The sequence below is a fragment of the Paenibacillus sedimenti genome, from assembly GCF_014534655.1.
Lineage (GTDB): Bacteria > Bacillota > Bacilli > Paenibacillales > NBRC-103111 > Paenibacillus_E > Paenibacillus_E sedimenti.
Genome location: NZ_JACVVD010000009.1, coordinates 61522 through 87957, shown reverse-complemented (window position 1 = coordinate 87957; position 26436 = coordinate 61522). Strand labels below are relative to the sequence as shown.

The window sequence follows — 26436 nt, the reverse complement described above, 5'->3', positions numbered from 1 at the left end:
ATAACGGAGCGTGGAGAACCATATGGCTGAGATACTAGCGAATCAGGATACAGGAAGGCGAACCAATGTTCGAAGATCTTCAAAGGTCATGTTTGACTGGACGACGATAAAAAGCCAGAAGCAGCTCATTTTCATGTCGGTTCCGCTCTTGTTCTATATCGTCCTTTTTGCCTATGTGCCCGTTTGGGGCTGGCTGATGGCTTTTCAAAATTTTAAGCCTGCCAAGGGATTTTTCGATCAAGAGTGGGTCGGATTTAAGCATTTCAAGTTCCTGTTCACAGACGATACGTTCCTTCGAGTCATGCGAAATACGATCGGGATGAGCTTGATCAATCTTGTGCTGGGCTTCGTTAGCGCAATTGTGCTTGCGTTATTGCTGAATGAAATCAAGAATTTGCTGATGAAGCGATTGGTGCAAACGATCTCGTATTTGCCGCACTTTTTGTCGTGGGTTATTGCCGCAGGTATCGTGGCGACTTCGCTGTCGATTAACGACGGTATTGTTAATACCGTGCTGCTCAAGCTTCATATCATCGATGAGCCGGTTTTGTGGCTGAGCGAGGGTAAATATTTCTGGGGCATTGTCGGCGCCTCCAACGTGTGGAAGGAAGTCGGGTGGAACACGATCATCTACCTGGCCGCTATCGCTTCGATCGATCCGTCGCTCTATGAAGCTGCTGATATGGACGGCGCAAACAGGTATCAGAAGATGCTGTACATTACGCTTCCGGGCATTAAGGCAACGTTCGTCATTTTACTGATTATGTCCATCGGCCATATCCTGGACGCAGGCTTCGAAATCCAGTATTTGCTTGGAAACGGCCTGGTTGCGGACTGGTCGGAAACGATCGATATTTTTGTCTTGAAATACGGCATCGCCCAGTTCAACTATTCGATGGCCACCGCAGGGGGCATATTTAAAACAGTTGTCAGCGTCACGCTGCTGCTCATGGCCAACTGGATTGCCAAGAGATTGGGAGAAGAGCGGCTATTATAACGCCAAAGGTAGGTGCCATCATGGTAAAATCGGGAAAAACGGGTGGAATTGAGCCCGTCTTGTTTAGCACGGCGAATTCGGTAGTCATGCTGCTTTTAGTTATCATTACGTTGTATCCTTTCATGAACACGATCGCCGTATCCTTTAACGACGGGATGGATTCGATCAGGGGCGGCATTTATTTATGGCCCCGCGTTTGGACGCTGCAAAATTACAAAGCTATTTTCATATCCGGAACCGTTTATCACGCATTTCTGGTGTCTGTCGCCAGAACGCTGCTGTCCACGGCGCTAAACATTTTCTTAACGACAATGCTGGCATACGCTTTAAGCCGCAAGGAGTATATTTATCGTAAACCGATCACGCTCATCTTCGTGCTTACGATGTATTTCCACGCAGGTCTCATTCCGGGTTACTTCCTGATCAAGGGGCTAGGACTGCTGAACAGCTTTTGGGTTTACATCCTCCCGTCCATGATCAGCGCATTTAACCTAATCGTCATTCGAACTTATATGGGTACATTACCGGATAGCTTGGTGGAATCCGCGAAAATGGATGGAGCCGGTGACTTTCGTATATTCCTTCAGATCATTTTTCCGCTGTGCAAGCCGGTGCTCGCTACCATCGCCTTGTTCGTGGCGGTAGGTTCGTGGAACACCTGGTTCGATACGTTTTTGTACGCATCCTCACAGCCGCAGCTGAGCACTCTTCAATATGAGCTGATGAAATTGCTGGCATCGACACTGAATTCAAACAGCGATCCGAGTCTGATTAACGGCGCCGGAATGACCAAGGATACGGCAAGCGGTATGGTAACGCCAATATCGATCAGAGCCGCTATTACCATTGTAGCCGCAGTTCCGATCTTATTCGTCTATCCGTTCCTGCAAAAATATTTTGTTGTCGGATTAAATGTAGGCAGCGTGAAGGAGTGACCTCGTGCACGATCCTATAAAAGGAGTTGTTAATTACGTGAAAATGGTATCAAAGTTCCTGACTGGCATGATTCTTTCGTTTGTCTTACTGTTATCCGCTGTTATGCCGCAAAGCTCCGCAATTGCTGCCGGTACGCCGGAACCGGTGCTGAGTTCCGACTTTGAGGATGGCACCTCACAGGGGTGGACGCCCAGAGGGAGCGTCTCCCTGACCGTAAATTCCAATGAAAAGCAAGGGGGCGATTCGAGCCTTCATGTAGACAATCGTCAGGCGACATGGCATGGAGCAAGCCATGACCTGACGGGCAGTCTGAACTCAGGCCAGAAGGTGCATGTATCCGCGTGGGTCATGTTTAATAACGGGCCGGCCGAGCAGACGCTTTCGCTTTCTTTTCAAAGAGGCTTTACATCAAGCTCCGGGAAAAGCGATAAGTATGATAATGCCGCACAGGTCAAAGCGGTTAAAGGGGTTTGGACGAAGCTGGAAGGTGATTATACAGTCCCTGTTGATGCCGACATGAATCGGATTTCCATATATTTTGAAACGCCTTGGAATTCGGCGCCTACATTGGATGATCTGATCGGCTTTTATCTTGATGACATTGCAGTTACGCCCGTGAGCGCCTCGGGAAGCGGCAACGTCGTATTTGCATCGGATTTCGAGGACGGCACGAAGGGAGCTTGGGGCCCGCGAGCCGGCGAAACGCTGACCGTGGTTAATAGTGTTAAGCACAGTGGTAACTTTAGCCTGGAAGTATCCAACCGGACTGCTACATTTAACGGACCGTCCCGCAGCTTATTCGGCATGGTGAAGCCGGGAAAAATGTATCATGTGTCGATGTGGGCCATGTATAAGGAAGGGCCGGCTTCGCAGGGCGTATCCGGTTCATTGGAAAAAGAATTCAATCATGATGCAGGAAGCCGGAAGTACGAAACTTTCACTACGGTTAATTTGAACAAAGGGGAATGGAAGCAGATCCAGGGCGATATCATCATTCCGGATGATTCGACGCTATCGGATATCAAGCTATATGCGGAAACCCCTTGGAAGCCGGACAATCAAACGACGCCTAGCGACCTGATTACATTTTATATTGATGATGTAACCGTAACCGAATCCGCTATCATCGACATTCAACGAGATATCCCGGATCTGCATTCGGTGCTCGATCCGTATTTTCCAATCGGAGCCGCAATTGATCCCGTCGATGTTTTGAATGCTTCGGACATTCACTCCGCCCTGATCAAAAAACATTTCAAAAGCTTGACGGCTGGCAACTTCATGAAGCCGGACGCGCTTCAACCGGTCGAAGGAAACTTCGTCTGGACAAATGCCGACAAGCTCGTGCAGTTTGCAGAGGCGAACGATATGCTCGTGAGAGGGCATACGCTACTATGGCACAACCAAATCCCGGCATGGTTTTTTACCGATCCGGCAGATTCGGGTAAGCCGGCCACAAGAGAGCAACTGCTAGCCAGATTGGAAACGCATATTAAAACGGTGGTAAGCCGTTATAAAGGCAGAATCCAGCATTGGGATGTTGTTAATGAAGTATTGAACGAGGATGGCGGACTCCGAGGAGCAGATACCGGCTCCAAGTGGAAAGGCATTATTGGCGATGTGGATGGCGACGGCTACGACAGCGATTACATTGAGCTCGCTTTCAAATACGCGCACGAAGCCGATCCGGATGCCAAGCTCGTCATCAACGATTACAATCTGGAGAGCTCGAACGCCAAGTTAAACGGCATGGCTGCCTTAGTGAAAAGATTGCTTGCCAAGGGATTACCTGTGCATTCGGTAGGCTTCCAAATGCACATTTCCAATACCGCCCCGAGCATCGAACAGATGAGAAGCGCCATGGAGAAGATTGCCGCTCTCGGCGTCAAGATTCAGTCAACCGAGCTCGATATCTCGATTTATTCGAATTCAACCGAGAGCGAGAAGCCGGTAACGGACGATATTCTGTTGGAACAGGCAAAGCGTTATCGCGAGCTGTTTGAGATGTATAAACAGGGAGCGCAGAAGGGATATCTGGAATCGGTTACGATCTGGGGAATGGCCGACGACGGAACCTGGCTGGATAATTTCCCTGTTAAAGGGCGCAAGGATGCTCCTCTGCTGTTCGACAGGCAGCTTCAGGCGAAGCCCGCCTATTGGGGGATCGTCGATCCTTCGAAGCTTCCGGTATATCGAAACCAAATACGGGCTGCACAAGGGACGCCTGTAATCGGATCTGGCGCATATCCAGCCTGGAGCGCTTTGAAACCGGTATCGGTTGATACCCTGGTAAGCGGACAGCAGGGAGCGACGGCGGAAGCGAAAATAATGTGGGACGACAACCATTTGTATGTACAACTGCAAGTAAGAGACAGTACGCCTAACAACAATGACAGCATAGAAATTTTCATCGATCCGAACTACGATAAATCAAGTATGTATTTGCCCGATGATCTGCATTATACAATCGGTTTCAACGGCAATGGACCGGCGGATATTCAGCGCACAGTCACAGCGATTCCCGGCGGTTATGTCGTGCATGCAGCTATTTCGCTCAGCAAAGACGGTGCGGCGCTAAGCAAAGGCGACAAGCTGGGCATCGACTTTCGCGTGAACGACGACCAAGGCGGCGGCGCAGTAGCTTCCTCTGCGGTGTGGAACGATTATACGAATCATCAGAACACGGATCCATCCAAGTTTGGGGATGTTGATCTCGGCAATGCCGTCAAGATGACGGAAACCATTTATGGCACACCGGTCATCGATGCCGTGTTTGACGAGCTTTGGAGCAACGGTCATGCCATTAGCACCGAAATATGGGTTCAAGGAACGTCAGGCTCTACAGCTGTGGCCAAAACGGCTTGGGATGAAAACTACTTGTACGTCATCGCTGACGTAACGGACAGCTTGCTTAGCAAAGTGAGCCGGAACGCTTATGAACAGGATTCCGTGGAGCTTTTTATCGATCAGAACAAGCATCAAAGCTCTTTCTATGAAACGGATGATGCCCAGTACAGAGTTAACTACGACAATGAGGCAACGTTTTCGGAGAACGGAGATCAACCGCGATTCAAATCTGCGACCAAGCTGACCGACCATGGCTATATCGTGGAGACGGCTATTCCGTTTACCGCGATCACGCCTGAGATCGGGATGCTGCTCGGATTCGATCTGCAGGTGAACAACGATCATACCGGCAGCGGTAAACGAGACAGTGTCGCCATCTGGTGCGACCCTTCCGGAAGCTCCTACCGGGATACGTCCGGCTTAGGCACCGTACAGCTTGCCCCGGAACCAATAACTATCGCTTACCTGAAAAAGCTTGTCAATCGGTACGCGATTGATGGATCGATCGACAACGGCGGGATAGCAAACAGCCTGCTTAAGAAGCTGGAAAAGGACAATCTGGAGCCCTTTATCAGCGAGGTAAAAGCGCAGAAAGGCAAACACATTGCAGCAGCAGCAGCAGACGTTCTATTACGTGATGCGGATAAGTTGATTCATTAAGGATTACAAATTGATTTCGTCGAAGACTCCTGCAAAAGCAGAATGCGCGACTACCTCAATATGCTTGAATCAGACTGCTTGTATGGGGATGATTATGATGCGATAATTAAAAAAATAATAGTTTTACAACCCGTGGTGATAAGACCACGGGTTGTAGCATATTAGAGGTGTGAAAACTTGACTATGAAAAAGAAAATAATACTAATCAGCATAGGGGGTGTTATAATAATTGGTTTATGGTTAAGTCATTTATTGTTAATGCGAGATTATACTATAAGACCAGGCTTCCAGGGTGATTTAAACTATGCGATCACAACCGATATCAAAAAAGATATTAGAATATTAAACATTCGGAATACGGCCAAAGAAATTTTGGTGATATATGAAATTGTCCATCCCCAAGATTATCAGTATGGTGTAGCTACATTTATTAGCCCTTATCACACTAAAAGATATAAAATGAAAAGTAACTATTTAACAGATTATAAAGATGGTATAAATGTGGCTACTGTCAATAATCGGAATAAATTAATTGCTTTTTTTTATGGTAGAAATAAAGCTGATCTTTATAAAGTTGTGGCTTATTACGGAGAGAAAAAAATGTGTGAAATGCAGAATCCAAATTCAAACCACTTCATTATCTCTTGTGAAACTGATTTGATTGATAAACCGACCATGCTGAACGTCTTCTTATATGACCAAAAGGATGCTTTGATAGAAAAAAAACAGATTCCAATTGATAATGGGATTATTAGGATCCCACCTATAGGCTAGTTGAGAGGGATGAGATTAACTAATCTTTATAACGGAGCGTCAGCACTCAGGCAATTTTCTATGCCTGGGCGCTGACGCTCCGTTTTTTTTTAAATTTTAGATTTTCGTTTGCAGACGTATAACATTCCAGGATGCTTGGGCTAATACGGCTTTGATGCGTCCATTGTCTATAGAGGTTTTGCCTCCTGAGTGTGGTACGACGTTTCGAGGGTTGGCTTTGGTATTAACCGCTTTAAGGTCTTCGTTCTCCAGAACGATATGTTCCAGCAAGCTGACTTCGCCAAAGCTTCGAATGTCGACGTCCAACTCCATGCGCTCAGTTAGATGACGATTGACAGCGAATATCGTAATATGGCCCTGCTCTTCATTATATACACTGATAGCTTCCAGATAGGGAACATCTGTGAAATCCTTGGTATCGTGTTTCGGTGAAGAAATGATAGGATGAAGCACGGTGCCTCTGCCGTATATCGAAGCATGAAGGAACGGATAGTAAGTCGTTTGCAGCCAGAGCGGACCGCCATTTTCCGTCATGATAGGTGCGATGACATTAATAAGTTGTGCAATGCAAGCCATTTTGACGCGGTCAGCATGTTTAAGCAGGGTGATGAGGAAGCAACCGACGGCCAACGCGTCTTCATGCGTATAAACATCTTCGAATTCCGGCGGGGCGACCTGCCAGCGCTCTTCTGCGCGGCTGGACCCAATCGAATTCCATACATTCCATTCGTCCAGAGAGAGCATGATCTTCTTCTTGCTGCGTTTTTTGGCTTTTACATAGTCGCAAATCGACGCTACGCTTCCGATGAACTGATCCATATCAAGCGAGCGGGCCAGGAAGTTCGCTGTATCGTTGCTGTTGTTATTGTAATACGTATGCAAGGACAAATAGTCAACATTATCATAGGTGAGATCCAGCACGGTCGCTTCCCACTCTGCAAATGTACTCATGCCGCTTGATGAGCTTCCACATGCCACCAGCTCAATGGATGGATCGACCCAGCGCATGACCTTAGCAGTTTCATTGGCCAAGCGACCGTATTCGACGGCTGTTTTGGCTCCGATCTGCCAAGGACCGTCCATCTCGTTTCCCAGGCACCAGGTTTTAAAACGGTGAGGTTCCTTATAGCCGTGTGAGATGCGCAAATCGCTCCAGTAGGAGCCGGAAGGATGGTTGCAGTATTCGACAAGGTCTCTTGCCGCATCGATGCCGCGAGTGCCGAGATTAACAGCCATCATGACTTCCGATCCAACCAGCTTGGCCCAATCGGCGAATTCATTGGTACCAACTTCATTCGTCTCCGTTGTCCACCATGCCAGCTCTAACAGTCGTTTCCGTTTGTCCTTAGGTCCAACGCCGTCTTCCCAATTATAGCCTGAAACGAAATTTCCGCCCGGATATCGAATGATGGGAACTTGCAATGCACGGATGGCTTCGAGCGCATCGCGCCGGAATCCATTCTCGTCTGCAGTTGGGTGGCCAGGCTCGTAGATGCCGCCATAGACCGCGCGTCCCAAGTGCTCGATAAAAGATCCGTATAGACGGGGATCGACGGGGGAGATGGTAAAATGTTTGTCAATAAGCATGGTCGATTGAAGGGACATAGATAATTATCCTCCTAAGTTATTGTTGAATTAGTTAAATGATGAATTCAATATTATTGATATCTCATCTAATATGTATCATAATGTAATTTAAGTTACAATAATAAGATTTAGGATTCACTAAAATGCTAATTCTAAGGGTGGTTACATGTATCTAAGGACAGATTCTGCTTCACTTCAGGTTTTTGAGGCATTGGCGAGCGAGGTTCGGCTGCAAATCATAGATAAACTATTCGTGAAGGAGATGCATATAAAAGAGTTAGCGTCCGAGCTGTTTCTCAGCAGCGCGATTGTCAGCAGCCATGTCAGTAAGCTCCAGCAAGCGGGGCTGGTTGGCAGTAAAATGAAGCGGGTTAACGGAGGGACCTATAAGTATTGCTTCATAAACACGGAATATCTGCAAATTAAGCTGTCACCTGATAAAAAGGCAACGAACAACTTCAAAGAGGTGTCCGTGCCAGTCGGTCACTATACGGATTATGAGGTATGGCCGACATGTGGAATCGCCACGACGGATCGTGTGATCGGGCATTATGATAATCCGATCTATTTTATGGATCCGGAAAGGGTTAATGCCGGCATTCTCTGGTTTGCAAGAGGCTTCGTTGAGTATAAAGTACCTAATTATTTGTTTAAGGATCAAATTCTGAGTGAAATTGAAATCTCGATGGAAATTGGCTCCGAAGCTCCTCATGTGAATGAGAATTGGCCATCTGATATACGTTTTTCTCTCAATGACCAGCTGCTGGGAGTATGGACAAGCCCAGGCGATTTTGGCGAAACAAGAGGCAGGCTGACCCCGGATTGGTGGCATACGGACGTTAATCAATACGGATTAATGAAAGTTCTAAGGGTAAACGCGAGTGGTACATTCATCGACGGGCAGCGGATTTCAGACGTGCGAATCTATGATGTGCAAGCGTACGCGAAAAACTGGACGCTCCGAATAAGCGCGGAGGATGTAGAACGGGGACGAGGCGGGTTAACGCTTTTTGGCAAAGGGTTTGGTAATTATGATCAGGATATTGTAATCAGAAGCTATTATGATTGAGATGAAGAAGTGAATATAAACTGATTGAGAGCGCCATTGACCTCAGAACTCCGTTGGGATGTTTCTGAATTAAAATCATGAAGGGTGTTTGTCCCCATAAACAGATGGGGACAAACACCCTTCATGTTCTTGTAAGTATGTAAAATACTGCATTAACGACCAGCCCCCGGTTGTTGTCGTACAAATATTCCGAAAAATCAAGAAAACAGTCGAAACAGGAAATATCTGGGTCAAAATACACAGGACTAAATGCACTTACTAGAATAGTCAAACTATTATTTAATTTTAATATACCATTGGTTAAATGTATGGGTTGGTTTCATACTCTATTATGTAGGAGGTTTCATATTGAAAAAAAGCACCTTGAAAATCACTAGATTTTTACTAGCAACGAGTTTAACAGCAGGACTTTTCACAACATCATCTGCATTCGCATCAGGATCCGACTACTCAGAGGCACTTGAAGCACCGCCGGTAGATTTGAATATTGTAAACGATGAGCGTTTGGCAAAAGGATTGATGGACAGAGGACTATTAAGCAAGAGTGCAACACCTGAACAAATAGCCCAAGCAGTTAAATCTTACATAGCAGCTAAAAATAATAAAAGTGTTAAATCAAAAGAAAATAATAGTCATGATGAGATGGATAAAAAGTCGAAGGCGTTTATAGCGAAGCAAAAAGTTAAGCTTTTATCTCAGATGAACAAAGGCCAGGAGAACTATAAAAAAGGAAATCCAAATGGCACCCCCGTACCATCGGCCAAACAAGATACATACAACGGTCCTGTTCGTGAAGATAAAGTACTTGTTCTTTTGACTGAATTCTCTGACTTTAAGCATAACAACGTCATACAAGAACCTGGTTACATGTACGCAAATGATTTCAACCGTGATCATTATCAGAAGCTGATGTTTGGAGATACAGATTTCACCTTATTCGATGGCTCTAAGATCCAAACCTTCAAACAGTATTATGAAGAGCAATCCGGCGGCAGTTATACCGTAGATGGATACGTATCCGATTGGTTAACCGTTCCTGGTCAAGCTGCTCAATACGGAGATGATAACCCTGCCGGCGGTCATGATAATTTAAGCCCTAAAGGGCCTCGTGATCTAGTGAAAGATGCCCTAAATGCGGCAGTAGCAACCGGCCTTAATCTGGCTGATTATGACAAGTTTGATTTATATGATTTGGATGGGGATGGCGATCAAAACGAACCCGATGGTCTGGTTGATCATCTAATGATTATTCATGCGGGTACGGGTCAAGAAGCTGGCGGCGGACAATTAGGCGATAATGCCATTTGGTCTCACCGTTGGACTTTAAATGGTGTATATCCTATAGCTGGCACAACGGCTCAAGTTGACTATTGGGGTGGCCGTATGGCTGCTTATGACTATACCATTCAGCCTGAAGATGGTGCAGTAGGAGTCTTTGCTCATGAATTCGGTCATGACTTAGGACTGCCGGATGAGTACGATACTCAGTATACCGGACAAGGTGAGCCCGTTGCTTCTTGGTCCATCATGAGCGGCGGCAGTTGGAACGGTAAAATTGCCGGCACGGCACCTAGCTCTTTTTCACCGCAAAATAAAGAATTTTTCCAGAAAACAATGGGTGGAAACTGGGCAAATATAAGTGAAATAGATGCAGCTGACATTACGGAATCAGGTATATCTGCCATCATTGATCAAAGTGTAACGAAGTCGAAAAACCCAGGCATTGTTAAAGTCAATTTGCCGGATAAAGCCGTTCAAGGAATTCCGCCCGCATTCGGTGCACGCTATTATTACAGTACGAAAGGCGATAACCTTCATAACACACTCTCAACTCCTGAGTTTGATTTAACCCAAGCACAAACTGCTACATTTGATTTTAAAACTTTATATGATATAGAGTTTGACTATGACTACTTAACTGTTACAGCATCAACGTACAATGAACAAGTTACCCTCGATATCATTGGTGATAATGATACGAACGGCGACGCACGAGCGGAATCTACAAACGGAGCTTGGGTGGACAAGTCCTATGATTTAAGCCAATTCGCCGGCAAAAAAGTTACCCTCCAATTTGACTACGTCACGGATGGTGGGCTAGCCTTAGATGGTTTTGCAATGGATAATGCGAAATTAACCGTAAATGGTCAAGTCGTATTCTTAGACGATGCCGAAGGCGCTTCCGGTTTTAACTTGGACGGCTTTATTGTATCGAATGGTATGGAATTTAAGAAGCACTATTACTATTTGGAATGGAGAAACTACGCTGGAGCCGATAAAGCTCTTGCCTACAGCCGTGGTGTCAAATATAATACCGGACTTGTGGTTTGGTATGCAGATGACAGTTATCTGGACAACTGGGTCGGTATCCATCCAGGTCAAGGATTCCTTGGCGTCGTAGATTCACATTCTGATGCTTTAATATTCAAATTAGATGGACAGGATTCCGTCGCGCAAACGACACGTTATCAAGTTGCAGATGCAGCTTTCTCCTTGGACAAAACGCCTTCGTGGTATATCAACAACCCAACTAGAGGCGAGTATAATTATAAATCCATGCATGGTGTAGAAGAATTTTCCGATACCAAGAGCTATATGAATGCATTAATTCCGGACGCCGGACGTCTTGTACCGAATTTTGGATTGAAGTTTCGAGTTGTCGGTGAGGCTAAAGACAATTCCGCCGGATTAGTTTGGATTCATAAGTAAGGATATTTAGTTAACGAGAGCCCGCATTCTGCGTGGCTCCTTTTTTTTTTATGAACGAATCGCATTATTGATGTCATCGCACTTGAAAATCGAATATTTATTCCAACGCATTTTATGTTATCATTTCATTGACATGAGGGAATGAATGGAGGGTACGAAATGGAACTTCTTCAATTGCAATATTTTCTCGCGGTAGCTCGATTGGAACATGTGACCGAAGCTGCACGAAGTCTGCACGTTACTCAATCGTCGCTAAGCAAAACGATTCAACGACTGGAGGAGGATCTAGGGGTCCCTCTATTCGATCGAACAGGGAGGAAGCTGCGATTGAATGAGTTCGGAAGCAGGTTCCTTCGCCGTGCGGAAAGGGCTTTGTTTGAATTGGAACAGGGAAAGCAGGAGATTAGTGATTTGTCCAGCCCGGAACATGGCACAATCGAATTGGCGGTGACCAATGCAAGTACGTTGCCAAATATCCTTCGAGAGTTTCGGAAAAGGCATCCCCATATCCAATTTCATGTGCAAATGCTGACCACGCAGGAAATGGTTATGCTTCTGCATCGAGGAGAGGTCGATTTCTGCTTGTCCTCGCCTCCAATACAAGGGGATGACATTGAATGTCAAACCGTGTTCATCGACCCCATCCTTGTAGCTGTTCCAAAGGGGCATCGGCTGGCAGACCGAAGCAGCGTACCCTTGACAGAGCTTAAGGATGAATGGTTTGTCGGTGTAAAGAGAGGCTATCGTACTCGCGATTTAGTAGACTCCGTATGCAAATCGGCTGGATTTGAACCTAAATATGTGTATGAGGGAAATGAGCCTACCAGACTAAGCGCTCTTGTGGAAGCCGGAATTGGCATTGCCTTCATACCAAGTACGGCAATGAATTCACGGGAACATATCCAATATCTCCAAGTAGAGGAACACGAATTGGTACGTGAGATTGCTTTATTATGGCACAGAAGTCGGTACATTTCGCGGGCTGCTATGGAATTCCGAGAGGTAGTTGTAGAATATTTTGGGGCGATATCCAAACAAACTGACACGTAGAGATTGCAGGTGGGAGTCATTCAAAATACGGTCGGAAAACTGATTTTGCAAATATAAGCCTGACATAACGCTTGGGTTAATAAAAACGTTTGTTGAATTTGGCATTAGAATGAATGAACTGTCGCATATAAAGAAAATATAATAAATGATGGAAAAATAAGTCAGTAAAGGAGCGAGAAGAGTATGAGCCAGGCCACATTGAAAGTCGCAGGTATGACCGGCGAGCATTGTGTGAATTCTGTGGAGGGAGCGTTAAGGAATATCGGTGCCGAAGGACATGTTGATCTCGGGGTACAAACTGTAACTGTCCAGTACGACGAACGTCAGCTTTCCATGAACAATATTAAGGATGCCATCGAGGAACAAGGTTATAAGGTAGTGTAAACATACGGATAAGAAAGCGCTGGACATTCCGGCGGCTTTTTTATTTTTCGGAACAAATTCTTGTCACTGATCGATGTCAAGAATATGTACCGATTACCGCGAGCCTGTTTAGAGCCGACCATTGGGGTATGTTTCGATTTTCAGCAATTCATAAAAACAGGATTAATTGGAAAAATATAATATGTCTTTTAGAGGAAGAGCCATAGAGGCAAAAGGATGTGGGATGAAATGTCGGGAAAAACAGTCATCAACCCGAATCAGTTGTTTGCCATGCTCTTATTATTCGAAGCTTTCGGTACCGCCTTGGTTGTTCCCATCGGGTTTCGGGTGGGGCAAGGCGTCTGGCTGGCTATCCTGATTGCGATGCCGGCAGGTATTTTACTGTATCTGTTATATGACTACTTGTTGCGGCAGTATCCCGATCTAATCCTGAGCGGATATTTACGTGTCATTTTCGGCAATTATATTGGCTCGCTGTTTAGTTTGATCTACATCAATTATTTCGTTTATAATGCCGCCCGAATTTTGCGTGAAGGTGGGGATCTGCTGATTTCGGCATCCTATGACCGTACGCCAAGTCTAGTGGTCCACGCCGTCATGATCGCGGCAGTCATTTATATCCTGCATAAAGGTATCGAAGTGTTCTTTCGTTTGGCCGAAATTTACATTATTATCATTCTGACATTAGCTTCTATAGCCACCCTCACGATCCTCCTGTCAGGGGTGTTCGAACCGCGGAACCTGCTTCCGTTGACAGGTGAAGGATGGACGAGCATTCTGCGATCGGCCTACCCGTATATTTTTACTTTTCCTTTTTCCGAGCTGATCTGTTTCACTACCATACTTCCGCACTTGAACAATGTGCACTCGGCTCGAAAAATCGGTTTGACGGCTATTATCATCAGCGCCGCCATATTAAGCATGACACATGCCATGGATGTCGCCGTACTAGGTGACGAGATATACTCCCGTACCACATTTCCTCTTTTTACGACGATCAGCATCGTAAGAATCGGGGAGTTCCTGCAGCGTTTGGACGCTATTGTAATGCTAACGTTGATTATCGGCGTTTTTTTCAAAATGTCGGTTTATTGTTATGCCGTAATGGCACTGGTATCCGATATTTTCAAAATAGCGGAGCAGCGGAAGCTGGCCTATCCGGTAGGGATCGTCGTTCTTTTTCTCTCGATCATGTCGGCATGGAGTTTTCCGGAGCATAACGAGGAAGGTCAAGTGGGTTTGGAGATTATCTTACCGAGCTTAAGTGTTGTTATCCCGGTACTCGCTATTATTATTCATTGGATACGCAAGCGCTTGAACCTTTATCCTGCGAATTAACCGGTGCTGATAACAAGAAAAGGGTGGAATTGATGTTTCCTTGGAACAAATATCGAAGCAAAGGGAGAGTATTCTCCGGAAAAACAGGTGCTGAAGGCGGCCATCCCTTAACAGGAAAACTTCCCCTTCAGCCAAGTTTAGCGGATAATCTTCAGCATCTCCTGTTGCTGCTTGGTACGAGCCCCGATATTACGATTCGCCAATTCGAGGTTGGAAGCTCTCGTACGCAGGTCGCCGCGGTATTTACCGACGGAATTACCGATAAGAACATGGTCAATGAGTTTATTCTTCATGCCTTATTAATCGATATGGACGATAGGTCAACTCAAGACACGACGGCGGACAAACCTCTGTTCAATTTCATCAAAACGAATGCCTTGATGATCGGAGAAATCGAAATCAAGAAAGATTGGGACGGGGTCATCTTGTCCATTCTGTCCGGAGATACGGTCATCTTCGTGGATGGTTGTACGGAAGCATTGGTTTGCGGCACGAGAGGAGGGGAGATGAGAGGCGTAGAGGAGCCGTCCGCCCAGGTGGTCATTCGCGGTCCCAAGGATGGATTTACCGAATCGATCGGGACGAATGTCGCTCTTGTCCGCCGAAGAATCAGAAGCTCTCACCTGCGGCTTACGACCATGCAGGTCGGCCGCGTGACCCAAACCGATGTTGCCGTTATGTATATCAATGGGTTGGCAAACGACAAGATTGTGCAGGAAATCATGAAAAGGCTGAGCGATATTGAGTTCGATTCGATTCTGGAATCCGGCTACATCGAGCAGTTGATCGAGGACAACATTAACACCCCTTTTCCAACTATGTATAATACGGAGCGTCCGGACTCGGTTGCGGGTAATCTGTTGGAAGGACGAATTGCCATTTTTGTGGACGGTACTCCTTTTGTCCTGCTCGCTCCGGCTACGTTTTTTATGTTTTTTCAGGCAACGGAAGATTATTATCAGCAATATATTATTGCCAGCGCAATCCGCCTGTTAAGATATGCGGCGTTTCTCATTTCGATATTCGGCCCCTCCATCTACATAGCCGCCATTACGTTTCATCAAGAAATGATCCCGACGCAGCTATTGATCAGCTTGGCCGCACAGAGAGATACCGTACCGTTCCCGGCCCTTGTCGAGGCTTTGATCATGGAAGTGGCATTTGAAATTTTAAGGGAGGCCGGCATTCGCATGCCGCGGGCCATCGGCCAAGCGGTTTCCATTGTGGGCGCTCTAGTTCTGGGACAAGCCGCGGTAGAAGCGGGCATCATATCATCTGCGATGGTTATTGTAGTATCGATCACGGGGATTTCCAGCTTTTCGACCCCGGCTTACGGAATGGCGTTGTCTGCCCGATTGCTTCGATTTACGATGATGATTTCCGCCGCAATCCTCGGTTTTTACGGCGTTGCGATCGTAAGCATTATCGCAATCGGGCATTTGTGCGGGTTGCGTTCTTTCGGGATTCCTTACATGGCCCCTTTGGCCCCGTTGATTTCCGAAGATCACAAGGATATCTTGATTCGTTTCCCTATCAAGAACCTTTTCTCACGCCCGCGTTTGATCAGTCAAAAAAATACTATGCGAATGGGTGAATCCGAAGGGCACGCAGCTGCTCAAAACATTCAAACCGGAAGGAAATCGCCATGAGAGCAACGAAATTTTCTTCCATCTTCCTGCTATTGTGCCTGTCGCTCCTGTTGGCGGGTTGCTGGAATAGCAGGGAATTAAGTGATATGGGGATTGTGGTAGGTATGGGAATCGACAAAATGCCGGAAACGAACCAATACCGGGTGTCCTTCCAAATTGTAAATCCAGGTGCCATATCCATGGGATCGCGAAGCGGAGGAGGAAGGGGGGCCATGCCGGTTACGGTCTATTCGGATACCGGCCACACCGTGTTCAGTGCTCTGCGGAAAACATCACAGAAAGTATCGAGGCAGCTATTTTTTGCTCATATTCAATTGATCGTTATAAGCGAGTCTTTAGCAAAGGAAGGAATCCAGGATTTGTTCGATGTGATTGAAAGATCTCACGAATTCCGCCTTAATTCTCCAATCATCATTTCCCGCGAAACCGATGCCGAATCGGTTTTAAAAATGATCTTGCCGCTGGAAAGCACAACTGCCAAAGGGATATCGAAAAGAATGGAAATCACAACAAGAGTATGGGCGCAGACCGTCAATGCTGAAGTAAAGGATGTCATAAAAGCGTTGTCCGGGCCGGGTGAACCGGCTATTAGCGGCGTGCTCATCACCGAAGATCCCAAAATAGGGGGATCCAAATCCAATTTGGAAAAAACGAAATTGCCTTCTTATTTAGTGATCAGGGGGGTTGCTCTTTTTGAGCAAGGAAAGCTGGTCCACTGGTTGGATGGAGACAAGGCACGGGGGGTCCTATGGATCTTGAACAAAATGAAAAGCACTGTAGTAAACATTCCTTGCGAAGATAAAAAGGAAGGAACCTCCATCGAGCTGATTCGGTCCAACACGCAGATCAAAGTACGTATGGAAAACGATAATCCCGTGTTCCATATCGCCATACGGGAAGAAGGAAATGTGACCGAGGTACATTGCCCTGTTGACTTAAGCAAAAGGGAAGAAATCGTGAAGCTGCAGAATCAATGGGCGGATGAGACGAAAAAGGAAGTCATGGAATCGATAAAAGCCGCGCAATCCAAGAAGATTGATATATTCGGTTTTGGTGATGCCGTGAAACGAACCTATCCTAAAGGATGGAGCAAAATGGAGAAAGATTGGCCTACCATGTTTGCGGAAAGCAAAATCGAAGTTCAGGTACAAGCATACGTTAGGCGGACTGGCATGAGAACGAAACCGTATTTGAAGAAAGAGCAGAGCGCGCATTAACCGGGACTTTGGCTGCGCCTTTTCCTGCGCTTAATCCAAGCCGTCAGGGGCGAATAAAACGGAACGAATAACGCAACGAGGATAATTGCGTTTTCCGCTTTGGAGGTGACGGACAACGATTCTTTGAGAATCTCGATCGCCTCCCAAAGTTTCATGCCTGAAAGGATATCCATAAAAACCAAAAAAACCAAGGTTGATAAAAAAAGCACGAAATAGGCAACCAAAATCTTCATCGGTAAATCATCTCCATTATGGATATTTCGACTCCAAGAAAGAATTATGCTCTATTCCAGTTATTTTATACTGAGAATGTTAACCGGAACCAATGCAAGTGAAATACCCATGATCAACATAGCTTTAATGAATCCATTATTCATGCTAAACAATAAATGCAGTATTGAAAAAATCTTAATATTGATAATTGATTTCCAAAGCTGTGACAACACAAATAAAAAGTTATTGCATATAACTACAAATAGAGTTAATATACTAAAAATTACCATTGGGGGTGTATCAGCAGCTGAGGATCTTGAGAAGGCTGCCGACATCATAAAGACCGGCGGCCTTCTCAGCTAACGGGCTATAAAGTTCGCTTGGATATAATCGTCTTGCCGTCGGGGGAAGTTGTCCAAAATGAAGTTGAGTATAAGGAGGTATTATGACCTCGAAGAATGATAATAAAAAATTGCGCGAGACATTTGAACAATCCGCGAATATTTATCAGCAGGCGCGTCCGGATTACCCGGAAGAATTATTCGATGATTTAATCCATGCGACAAATTTGAATCCAGGTGATCATTTGTTGGAAGTCGGTTGTGCTACAGGAAAGGCTACTCTCCCGTTAGCCAAGCGCGGATTTAAAATCACGTGTGTTGAACTTGGCGCTGAGCTCGCTGCAGTTGCCCGTCAAAATCTTGTCGGAATGGACGTTGACATAATCAACGGGAGCTTCGAAGACTGGCAACCGGAGGCGGAGAAAGGGTTTGATCTGGTTTTCGCTGCAACCGCTTGGAAATGGGTTGATCCCGAAGTTCGGTACATGAAGGCATGGCAGGCCCTTCGTCCCGGCGGACACCTGGCATTTTGGAACGCAGATCACGTTTTTCCAGAAGGTGGAGACCCATTCTTCCGTGAAATTCAAACCGTTTATTATGAGATCAACGAAGGTAAATCGGTAGACAACAACGATTGGCCGCGACCAGGGGAACTTCACGTACAAAGCGATGAGATTGAGAAGAGTTGCATGTTTGAAGTTGTTCACATACGACATTTCGATTGGGAGCGCATTTATCATGTTGACGAGTACATTAAACTCCTAGAAACCTTCTCCGGACACATACTTATGAAGGAATGGAAACGAGAAAAACTCTTTAACGAAATCCGAGTCCTCCTTAATAGTCGCCTTGAAAAGTCGGTTCGCCGCCACTGGGGCGCTGTTCTCCATGTCGCCCGTCGAAAAGATTTGTAGGAGCGTGGCCTAATTAGCGAAGATAAAAAAAATCCGCCGGAAAAAGTCAGTCATCCCCGGATTTTTTTCGTTTACTCGAAAATGACGGTGATGTTTTAATTGCCTGGTGGGGGCTTTTTTTGCTTTTACTAGGTGATTCAATATAAGTGGAACATTATTAATGGGCTTTTGCATACTATAGGCTATAGGCTATAAACTTAAAGGAGTGTTACATTATATGGTTCAAATTAATAAAGAAACATTTGTGAATGGCTTTGTGCCACATCATACTCATGGATCTGTCGATTACACATCAATTGAAAATAATCATGTCCATCAATGCTTGGATGTAACTTCGCCACCAATCCCCTCACCAGATGGAACTCATATTCATTATACAGAAGGGTATGTCGTTTTCGAGGATGGTCATACTCATTATTATAAAGCTTATTCGGGGCCAGCAATACCAGTCGGTAATGGTATGCATGTTCATTATTATGATTTTTATACGACTGAAGACGCAGGACATAAACATCATATTACTGGCGTAGATATGCCTGCACCTGGTTCGAAATAATGTCAAATTTTTTAATTCAATTGCCCATTAGCTTCAAGCTGGTGGGGCTTTTTTTATTTTGCTTCACCTGGCAGCTGTCGCGAGCTTTGGTTAATATTGCTCACTTAAGGGAAATGTAAGGAAAAATGGAAATGGAGACTGAATATGCGGGCAATGTGGCGAGGCACAATCAGCTTTGGGTTGGTGAATATTCCGGTTAGCATGTATAAAGCGACGGAAAAGCAAAAGACAAGTTTTCGTAGCTTGCATGCATCTTGTCAGCAGCCCATACAGTACAAAAAATGGTGTCCCTCGTGTCACCGCGAGGTTCAGCAGCAAGAGATCATACGAGGTTACGAGTATATACCAGGGAATTACATTACGATGACGGACGAAGATATGGACAAGCTGCCACTTCCTACGTTGAGGACGATTGAAATACTTCACTTTACGGACCAGGAAAGCATAGATCCGATTTATTACGAAAATGCATATTATTTGGGACCGGCTGAATTCGGCGGCAGATCGTATAAACTTCTTCATGCTGCTATGAGACAAACGGGAATGGTTGCAGTAGCCAAGATCGCCTTTCGAACAAGTGAGCATTTGGCCGTCCTTAGATTGCATCGCAACTGTCTTGTACTGAACTTCATTTATTATCCAGCGGAAATACGAGCTGTGAGAGAAGTGCCTGGACTTGAAGGGGATGGGCAGTTTACCGAGTCCGAGCTTCAAATGGCCGTGCAATTAATCAACCAAATCTGCGGGGTATTCCGAAACGATTATCGAAGCAACTATGAAGCTGCACTCCAACAGCTCATTCAAGCCAAGATTCAAAACAGGGCGATTGAGCAGCCTCAAATTTCCCCAGTCATTGATCTGATGGAAGCACTTCAACAAAGTTTAGCGGCTCACCGCCAACCAGCTGTGATGGTTCCGGACACTCCTCCGGTTGTTTTTCCTGCAGCATCGATGCTTCCGAATGGAGCTCTTACAGCCACTTCAACAGCAAGACCGAGACGGCTGAGATAATTAGTGGGACCTTGATTAACCTCTGCAACATGAGCTGATTGATGTATGTGATGAGCGCTTCCCCCCATAGATTCATACTATGCGCCATGCTATAATCCGAGTAATTATTGAAACCGCTTTTATAAAAGGGGGGACGGTCAATGATTATAGGTGATAGATAATGGGATTGCGAGGAAGAATTACTATTTGAAGGAGGGATTTAAAAATGATGAAAAAAGTCCTAAGCAGTTTGGTGATGGCAAGTCTATTGGTGACTCCATCTTATATTAATGCAGGCAGTAAAGTAGAGGCAGCAGTGATTAATTCAATACCTAATACGACTAAGGTTGAAAAGAAATATGATACTAGCTTTTTATCCGTTCCTGGCTATGCTTCTTTAGGAGTAAATGATAGAAGTAGTTATGTGGGAACCTCCTATTATCGTACAGTTAGTAATGGAAGAGAGTTTTTACAGGCAATTCTGGATGCAAGTAAAGGTACTGTTAAAGTTATTGAAGTTACGGATACTATTAACTTAGGATGGACTGAATTAGCTCTAGATTCAACTGAAAGATCAAAGTATAGTTTCGTTACAAATTATCCGAAACCATCAAACGGATTCACAAATCCACTGTTAACTGCTTCCGGAGTATCTAAATTAAGCATTTCAAATGTAAATGGGTTAACCATCTTCTCAACATCAGGCAAGTCCATTAAGCATACGGAAATAAAATTGCAGGGTTCATCTAACGATATTGTCATCAGAAATCTCAAATTTGATGAAATGTGGCAATGGGATGACTCGGGTAAGCATAAAGAGGTAGGTTGGTCATATATCAAGGTGAATGGCGCTAACAATGTATGGATAGACCACTGTAAGTTTACTATAGCGGCAGATGGAATGATTGACATGGAAAACGGTTCATCCAATGTAACGTTATCTTGGAATGAATTCGGATTAGAAGCAACTGAATATCCTGATGAGAGCAGTTCTATTTATCAGTCAATCGAATATATGGAGCAAAAATATGCAGCAGGTGCATTGAACCCATCAACTAGCGTCTACTATAAAATGCGTAATGAAGGCGCTACCAAAAATCAGATTATGGCTTATGCAGCCTATCACTCTAAAGTTCATTTGGTAGGCTCCGGCGATAAGGATTATACGAATTATGTTAGTCCTGCCGGAGTCGAGGTCAAAGATGGAAATCAAAGACTTAGATTGACCATGGCGTACAATCGTTATACGAATGTTGGGCAACGTTTGCCTATGATTCGTCAAGGAACTGGCCATGTATTTAATAATTTTTTTGATAATTCGTCGCATCAGACTGTAATGGATAGTGTATACGCTATCTCAAAATATGGCGGAGACACATTATCACGTGGAGTCAATGCAAGAAATGGTGCTTCGATAGCAGCAGATACAAATGTTTATAATGCTTTTAATGAACCGCTGATAGGTGCAGAACGTCAAGGTGACGATACTGGAAATATGAGTGCACCTTTTAATGAGTTATTTAAAGATGCGTTCAACCATAGTTTAATTGTAAATTCAAAAGTAACAAATAGCAGCGGATCTTACATAGGAAGCAGCTGGGATAATAATGGTGATAATTTGTTTACCAAGGGAATCACTTGGTATGACAAATCAACAATCGGGAAATGGGCTTGGTCTTCACATATCGTCGGGGTAGAAAATATGAGTAAAACGAAGCCGCCAAGCACACCGTTTACTTTCACCTATGATTACAATGAGCAATTGCCTTATGCGTATAAAACCGTTCCGCTAAACAGTGTTGTACCAACAGTAGTAAAATACGCAGGAATATCAAAAAAAGTTGATTTCAATGCTGCTGACTGGTTAAAAACAAACTATATGGATGCATATTCGACTATTGAAGCAGAAAGTTACAACAAGAACCACTGAACCCACAGCCTGACAGGGATAGCCGCGTTATGACATTTCCCTGCCGATAAACACCATTCTGTGACCACTATGTTCAATTCAGAAAAGCAGCCGATCATGGCTGCTTTTTCTTTTTCAAGTAAACTTACCATGGAATCGAAAATCTGTGGTGCGTACTTTTCCAATTCAACGTACCCGTCAATATCAGTGCGACGAAATAGAGAAACAAGGAACAGACGATTGAAGTGATAACGCACCATAACTGCGGCATACCATGGCTGGCAACATAGTTATAGGTCCAGTGCCCGCATATCGCCATCAGCATCATGCAGATCCCTACCTTGACATAAGGACGAATACTCCAATAAAATCCGATCGAGCTTGAGATGGAAAAGAAGTTCAGCAGTGTTTGAATCACAATGCCGATACCGATGCCGTACGCAACGCCAATAATACCAAATTGGCTGCCTAACACGAAGATTGAGACACCCTTGAATACGGTGGCTATTACGTAATTCCACAGCGTAGCTTTCGCGCGGCCAAGCCCGAGCAGAATCGCATGAAGCGGAGCGTCGAAATAATGCATGAAAAACATCGGCGCCAGTATTTTCAGAAGCAATCCTGCTTCCGGCGCATTATAGACAAGTGTCGTTAGTGGAGTTGCCCACTCGTACAGGATAACGGTCGCCGGCGCGCCGATCAGGAGTCCCAAGATCATAGCCTGATTCATCCGCTCATGTATGAGCAGACTGTTCTTGTTAGCCGCCGCCTCGCCAATCGCAGGAATGAGAGCGGTGGACAAGGACTGCGTGATAAAGCTTGGCATGAACAGCAGCGGAAACGCATAGCCGGCCAGCAGGCCGAATTGCTTCGTAGCTAACGCCGTGCCGATGCCGGCCAGTGCCAGGCTGGTTGTAATAAGAAGCGGCTGGAAGGTGCTGTATAACGAATGAATGATACCGTGCCCGGTCGTCGGCAGTCCGATCTGCAGCAGCTCGCCGAGTGTGCTTTTTCCTTGTTTCAGGTGGCTTACCCAAGTCTCGCCCGGCATCTTCGATTCACCGTATAGCTTGTAGCTTGTCACCAGGAATAGGAGGCTGATCGCTTCGCTGACGACAGAGGCAGCCATTGCTCCAGCAGCCGCATAAGCGACGCCGTAAGGCAGCAATAGGTGAACCAGCGCAAGTACACAGGCGATTTGAACCGTATGCTCCAGTACATCGGAAGCGGCAATGGTATTCATCTGCTGCATGCCGCGGAAATATCCCTTTAATACGGCGGAGACAGCGACGATCGGCGCGATCGGCGTAATCGCCAGCATCGCATAATAAGCGCGTTGGTCGCTTAGCAGAATGGATGCGATCCACTCAGATCCAAGTAACGATATGGTCGTGAGCGCTACGCTTAAGACGCCCGTGACAGCGAGCGAGACATGCAGGATGCGCCTCACTTTCATCCGTTCGCCGCGAGTGTGGGCCTCTGCGACCAACTTTGAAATTGCCACCGGCAATCCAAGCTCCGTAATCGTAATGACGAGCGGGACGAGCGGATGCGCCATCATCAAGATGCCGATTCCCTCTGCACCCAGTACGCGAGCGATATACATGCCGCTGATAAAACCGAGGATACGGTTGATGAAAGCAGCGACAGACAAGACCAGCGTACCTCTCATAAACGATTGCCCGTGTTGTGACATGACTTGTGTCCTCCTGTTTTTCGAATACTTAAATGTATTCAAAAATTGGAAAAGCATGCGAACAAGCCGGTGTTGATGTCATTTTTGGACATGTGAGGGCGCATACGGCGGGGCGGCTATTTCTATTTAACTTTTCTTCTCGGTGATAGTGTTCTAATGTTTGTTCTTGGTTTGATTGTGTTGGTGGTTGAATATTTTAACAAGTATTAATGCCACTTGTTATGCTAACGGAAAGATAGCGGAATAAAATTGGGATTTCATCCACATGATTTGGAAGATTACTAAAAAAGCTTGGGAGTATTGGAAGTCCTTGTCCGTTTAATTTTCGTTAGAATTGCGTCGAGTGCAACGGCAAAATGCACAATGGAAATTGAGTGTTAAAACTTGACGTAACAGGCAGCGCCCTCGGGATCAAGACCCCACGGGCAGAATCGTTCGATCCCCGGCTGCTGCAATCATATACGATCTATCTTAGTTACCCTTCCTGTTCGTTGGTAGTACAAGAAGGGTATCGCCATTTGATGTGAAAATCGATAATGTTCCCGTATCGATCCGACTCAATGTGGCAACAGCCAGTCAGCAACTCCTTTAGCATCTCACGTCCACGCTGTACTCTTGATTTAGCTCCCGAATAGGAAATGCCCAGCTGTTCGCTCAGTTCTTTCTGGGACATCCCTTTGAACATGGAGAGCTCCAACGCCACCTTATATTTTTCCGGCAGTTGTTGGATAACCGATTCGAAGCAGGAAATCACTTCCTGGGCCAGATCTGGCTCATCGTATTCATCTGTCGTCTGCAGCTGGTCGGGCAGCTCGTCGTTCCACTTCTCTTTACGAAAATAATCTACCATACTGTTGCGGGCAATTTGATAGATCCAGGACGACAACTTTTGCTCATCCTTCAGATCGTCTATATGATCATTTATCTTAATGAAGACCTGCTGTACGATGTCTTCCACATCTGCCCGGTTATTGATTCGGCTCGAGACGAATCGCTTGAGCTGAGGGTAATAGTCATTCCATATTACAGAAATATCCAATGCAAACTCACTCCACACTTGAAAAAAATATTTTTAGTCAATGCTGCGTCCATTATCAATTTCCACCGTCTACCTATCATAACACAATATCAATTGGGAGTTGGATAAAATGACTGAAAAACACATTCTATTAATTGGTGATGATCATTCAGGAGCCTGGCATCCTCTCAAGCCTGTACAGCAAGAGCTGGAAAAAATCTTGGAAGGGGAATTTCGATTGACCGTAACACAAAATTATGATGACTTATCGACGCTTGATACAAACGAGTTTGCTCTGTGTATCTCTTATGCGGATATCTGGACACGAGCTCTGACACCCGAGCAAATTGCCGGTTTGCTGAAATTCGTGGCGGGCGGAGGAGGTCTTCTTGCTATTCATAACGGCATCTCATTGGCGGGCAGCTATGAGCTGCTGCAGGTAATCGGAGCCAAGTTTGTCACTCACCCCCCTTTTCAACTGCTTGATTTTTATCGAACAATGAAAGAGCATCCGTTGTTACAAGGAGTGGAGGACTTTACGGTTGAAGAAGAGCCGTATCAGTTTGAATTCGATCCATTCACACCGCGAACTGTATTTCTAGAGTACGAACACGCCGGGAAAAGATGGCCATCTGCGTGGGAACAGAATTATGGTTTAGGAAAGGTAGTTTATTTACATCCAGGTCACAGGGCAGCTTCTTTCAGATCAGAAGCTATCAAACGGCTCATTCTAAATAGCGCTCGCTGGGTTTCCGGACGGTCTTGATATATGACTAGCTTACTACTCGCCTACACAGCCGATGGGGATCTTGTTGGACCGGTCATGCCGGTAAAAAACCCGACAAACGCCACCATCGGATTTATTAGAGTTGTCCCGGAACAACGAGGAAGCGGGTTCATCGACGCTCTTTTGAATAGGCTCTGTTAAACTTTGTTGTTGATTTTCTTTATTTAAGTAACGGGCCTTAAAAAAGAGCGGAACTGCGAAGGTTCAGTAATCACAGAAACAACGATTCTGTATGAAATTTCATATAAAATCGGGTTCTTCGCTTTAATTAGAGCTTTTGTGTATGATTTTTCGTGTATAACTATGGAAATCATCGTTTGAAGGATAAATCTGTATGATTTTTCGAGTATATATATGGGGGAACGATAGTTTCGAATTGATCGCTAATTGTTTAGGTGGTTTTTCTTACCACATAAGAATTTATAAGTTTCCGATGAGTCGGAAAACGAAATTCTTATTGGCGAATAAACCTTCCGCTGAACGCGGTCGCACATCTTCGAAAGACCTCGATAGAGGTTTATCTCATGGTTAGAAATCAACAATGAAGAATAACAAAGCTTTTGAATAAAGGAACCTCCGTATTGTCGGAGGCCGGGATTACTTTGATCCGTGCGGATACGGACATCAATAATGTTCCTATGGCTAATGCATTTAAACGTCAGGGATATAATCAATTCGCTATACGGCGTGATTACGGCATCGATCTTGGCTGCTGAAAATGAAGAATAGTATGCACATTTGTCGAAACAGCTGTTCGGCTGAAGCTGCACCTTGTGCAATGCAATCGGGTATGCC

The 26436-nt window shown here is 45.3% G+C and carries 21 protein-coding genes; 17 read left to right on the top strand and 4 right to left on the bottom strand.

Translation table 11 applies throughout. The features are described from left to right. The first annotated feature begins 88 nt into the window (after positions 1–88). The 4 genes from ICC18_RS22635 to ICC18_RS22620 all read left to right on the top strand — a co-directional run bounded on the left by ICC18_RS22635 (position 89) and on the right by ICC18_RS22620 (position 6214). Positions 89–997 (top strand): ABC transporter permease, encoded by a 909-nt coding sequence (locus ICC18_RS22635; RefSeq protein WP_223192810.1) that lies wholly within the window; start codon positions 89–91, stop codon positions 995–997. Between the two features lie 20 nt (positions 998–1017). Next, complete coding sequence (locus ICC18_RS22630) at positions 1018–1932, top strand: carbohydrate ABC transporter permease (protein WP_188176726.1); 915 nt, start codon at positions 1018–1020, stop codon at positions 1930–1932. Between the two features lie 43 nt (positions 1933–1975). Further along, the gene (locus ICC18_RS22625) at positions 1976–5440 is read left to right on the top strand and encodes an endo-1,4-beta-xylanase (protein ID WP_223192809.1); all 3465 of its coding nucleotides are present in this window, start codon (positions 1976–1978) and stop codon (positions 5438–5440) included. Positions 5441–5623: 183 nt separating this feature from the next. Further along, positions 5624–6214 carry a hypothetical protein gene (locus tag ICC18_RS22620; protein ID WP_188176724.1) on the top strand — a complete coding sequence of 197 codons (591 nt, stop codon included), beginning with the start codon at positions 5624–5626 and terminating at the stop codon, positions 6212–6214. Positions 6215–6310: 96 nt separating this feature from the next. Here ICC18_RS22620 and arfA read toward each other — a convergent pair whose 3' ends face one another. Continuing rightward, positions 6311–7819 carry an arabinosylfuranosidase ArfA gene (gene arfA, locus ICC18_RS22615; protein WP_188176723.1) on the bottom strand — a complete coding sequence of 503 codons (1509 nt, stop codon included), beginning with the start codon at positions 7817–7819 and terminating at the stop codon, positions 6311–6313. 148 nt (positions 7820–7967) lie between these two features. On the opposite strand from arfA, the gene ICC18_RS22610 reads away from it, so the two are divergent. The 7 genes from ICC18_RS22610 (at position 7968) to ICC18_RS22580 (ending at position 17217) form a co-directional block, all read left to right on the top strand. Beyond that, positions 7968–8870 carry an ArsR/SmtB family transcription factor gene (locus tag ICC18_RS22610; protein ID WP_188176722.1) on the top strand — a complete coding sequence of 301 codons (903 nt, stop codon included), beginning with the start codon at positions 7968–7970 and terminating at the stop codon, positions 8868–8870. A 348-nt stretch (positions 8871–9218) separates the two neighbouring features. After that, positions 9219–11579 (top strand): immune inhibitor A domain-containing protein, encoded by a 2361-nt coding sequence (locus ICC18_RS22605; protein ID WP_376745661.1) that lies wholly within the window; start codon positions 9219–9221, stop codon positions 11577–11579. Positions 11580–11738: 159 nt separating this feature from the next. Continuing rightward, positions 11739–12629, top strand: a complete 891-nt coding sequence (locus ICC18_RS22600; RefSeq protein ID WP_188176721.1) for a LysR family transcriptional regulator — start codon at positions 11739–11741, stop codon at positions 12627–12629. Positions 12630–12812: 183 nt separating this feature from the next. Then, entirely contained in the window at positions 12813–13013 is a 201-nt protein-coding gene (locus ICC18_RS22595; protein WP_188176720.1) for a cation transporter, read from the top strand. A 228-nt stretch (positions 13014–13241) separates the two neighbouring features. Beyond that, positions 13242–14351 carry a GerAB/ArcD/ProY family transporter gene (locus ICC18_RS22590; RefSeq protein WP_188176719.1) on the top strand — a complete coding sequence of 370 codons (1110 nt, stop codon included), beginning with the start codon at positions 13242–13244 and terminating at the stop codon, positions 14349–14351. A gap of 32 nt (positions 14352–14383) precedes the next feature. Next, positions 14384–16000, top strand: coding sequence for a spore germination protein (locus tag ICC18_RS22585; protein ID WP_188176718.1), 1617 nt, complete (start codon positions 14384–14386; stop codon positions 15998–16000). Beyond that, positions 15997–17217 carry a Ger(x)C family spore germination protein gene (locus ICC18_RS22580; RefSeq protein ID WP_188176717.1) on the top strand — a complete coding sequence of 407 codons (1221 nt, stop codon included), beginning with the start codon at positions 15997–15999 and terminating at the stop codon, positions 17215–17217. The genes ICC18_RS22585 and ICC18_RS22580 overlap by 4 nt, the downstream gene beginning before the upstream one ends. Here the strand turns inward: ICC18_RS22580 and ICC18_RS22575 are convergent. Beyond that, the gene (locus tag ICC18_RS22575; RefSeq protein ID WP_188176716.1) at positions 17214–17450 is read right to left on the bottom strand and encodes a YczF family membrane protein; all 237 of its coding nucleotides are present in this window, start codon (positions 17448–17450) and stop codon (positions 17214–17216) included. The genes ICC18_RS22580 and ICC18_RS22575 overlap by 4 nt on opposite strands. A 425-nt stretch (positions 17451–17875) precedes the next feature. Between ICC18_RS22575 and ICC18_RS22570 the strand changes: the two genes are divergently transcribed. The 4 genes from ICC18_RS22570 to ICC18_RS22555 all read left to right on the top strand — a co-directional run bounded on the left by ICC18_RS22570 (position 17876) and on the right by ICC18_RS22555 (position 22161). Then, positions 17876–18685 (top strand): class I SAM-dependent methyltransferase, encoded by an 810-nt coding sequence (locus ICC18_RS22570; RefSeq protein ID WP_188176715.1) that lies wholly within the window; start codon positions 17876–17878, stop codon positions 18683–18685. A 217-nt stretch (positions 18686–18902) separates the two neighbouring features. Continuing rightward, positions 18903–19241, top strand: coding sequence for a YmaF family protein (locus ICC18_RS22565; RefSeq protein ID WP_188176714.1), 339 nt, complete (start codon positions 18903–18905; stop codon positions 19239–19241). A gap of 144 nt (positions 19242–19385) precedes the next feature. Then, complete coding sequence (ku, locus tag ICC18_RS22560) at positions 19386–20252, top strand: non-homologous end joining protein Ku (protein ID WP_188176713.1); 867 nt, start codon at positions 19386–19388, stop codon at positions 20250–20252. Between the two features lie 205 nt (positions 20253–20457). Continuing rightward, positions 20458–22161: a pectate lyase family protein gene (locus ICC18_RS22555; protein ID WP_188176712.1), complete on the top strand. Its 1704-nt coding sequence runs from the start codon at positions 20458–20460 to the stop codon at positions 22159–22161. Positions 22162–22285: 124 nt separating this feature from the next. On the opposite strand, the gene spoVB is transcribed toward ICC18_RS22555, so the two are convergent. Further along, positions 22286–23836: a stage V sporulation protein B gene (gene spoVB, locus ICC18_RS22550; RefSeq protein ID WP_188176711.1), complete on the bottom strand. Its 1551-nt coding sequence runs from the start codon at positions 23834–23836 to the stop codon at positions 22286–22288. Between the two features lie 475 nt (positions 23837–24311). After that, positions 24312–24875, bottom strand: a complete 564-nt coding sequence (gene sigZ, locus ICC18_RS22545) for an RNA polymerase sigma factor SigZ (protein WP_188176710.1) — start codon at positions 24873–24875, stop codon at positions 24312–24314. Positions 24876–24984: 109 nt separating this feature from the next. Between sigZ and ICC18_RS22540 the strand changes: the two genes are divergently transcribed. Both ICC18_RS22540 and ICC18_RS22535 read left to right on the top strand, forming a co-directional pair. Further along, positions 24985–25620 carry a ThuA domain-containing protein gene (locus ICC18_RS22540; RefSeq protein WP_188176709.1) on the top strand — a complete coding sequence of 212 codons (636 nt, stop codon included), beginning with the start codon at positions 24985–24987 and terminating at the stop codon, positions 25618–25620. Positions 25621–26201: 581 nt separating this feature from the next. After that, positions 26202–26357 (top strand): hypothetical protein, encoded by a 156-nt coding sequence (locus ICC18_RS22535; RefSeq protein ID WP_188176708.1) that lies wholly within the window; start codon positions 26202–26204, stop codon positions 26355–26357. The last annotated feature ends 79 nt before the right edge of the window (positions 26358–26436 follow it).

Coding starts and splice junctions, on each gene's coding strand:
- ICC18_RS22635 (WP_223192810.1), top strand. CDS start 89: ATGTTTGACTGGACGACGATAAAAAGCCAGAAGCAGCTCATTTTCATG.
- ICC18_RS22630 (WP_188176726.1), top strand. CDS start 1,018: ATGGTAAAATCGGGAAAAACGGGTGGAATTGAGCCCGTCTTGTTTAGC.
- ICC18_RS22625 (WP_223192809.1), top strand. CDS start 1,976: ATGGTATCAAAGTTCCTGACTGGCATGATTCTTTCGTTTGTCTTACTG.
- ICC18_RS22620 (WP_188176724.1), top strand. CDS start 5,624: ATGAAAAAGAAAATAATACTAATCAGCATAGGGGGTGTTATAATAATT.
- arfA (WP_188176723.1), bottom strand. CDS start 7,819: ATGTCCCTTCAATCGACCATGCTTATTGACAAACATTTTACCATCTCC.
- ICC18_RS22610 (WP_188176722.1), top strand. CDS start 7,968: ATGTATCTAAGGACAGATTCTGCTTCACTTCAGGTTTTTGAGGCATTG.
- ICC18_RS22600 (WP_188176721.1), top strand. CDS start 11,739: ATGGAACTTCTTCAATTGCAATATTTTCTCGCGGTAGCTCGATTGGAA.
- ICC18_RS22595 (WP_188176720.1), top strand. CDS start 12,813: ATGAGCCAGGCCACATTGAAAGTCGCAGGTATGACCGGCGAGCATTGT.
- ICC18_RS22590 (WP_188176719.1), top strand. CDS start 13,242: ATGTCGGGAAAAACAGTCATCAACCCGAATCAGTTGTTTGCCATGCTC.
- ICC18_RS22585 (WP_188176718.1), top strand. CDS start 14,384: ATGTTTCCTTGGAACAAATATCGAAGCAAAGGGAGAGTATTCTCCGGA.
- ICC18_RS22580 (WP_188176717.1), top strand. CDS start 15,997: ATGAGAGCAACGAAATTTTCTTCCATCTTCCTGCTATTGTGCCTGTCG.
- ICC18_RS22575 (WP_188176716.1), bottom strand. CDS start 17,450: ATGAAGATTTTGGTTGCCTATTTCGTGCTTTTTTTATCAACCTTGGTT.
- ICC18_RS22570 (WP_188176715.1), top strand. CDS start 17,876: ATGACCTCGAAGAATGATAATAAAAAATTGCGCGAGACATTTGAACAA.
- ICC18_RS22565 (WP_188176714.1), top strand. CDS start 18,903: ATGGTTCAAATTAATAAAGAAACATTTGTGAATGGCTTTGTGCCACAT.
- ku (WP_188176713.1), top strand. CDS start 19,386: ATGCGGGCAATGTGGCGAGGCACAATCAGCTTTGGGTTGGTGAATATT.
- ICC18_RS22555 (WP_188176712.1), top strand. CDS start 20,458: ATGATGAAAAAAGTCCTAAGCAGTTTGGTGATGGCAAGTCTATTGGTG.
- spoVB (WP_188176711.1), bottom strand. CDS start 23,836: ATGTCACAACACGGGCAATCGTTTATGAGAGGTACGCTGGTCTTGTCT.
- ICC18_RS22540 (WP_188176709.1), top strand. CDS start 24,985: ATGACTGAAAAACACATTCTATTAATTGGTGATGATCATTCAGGAGCC.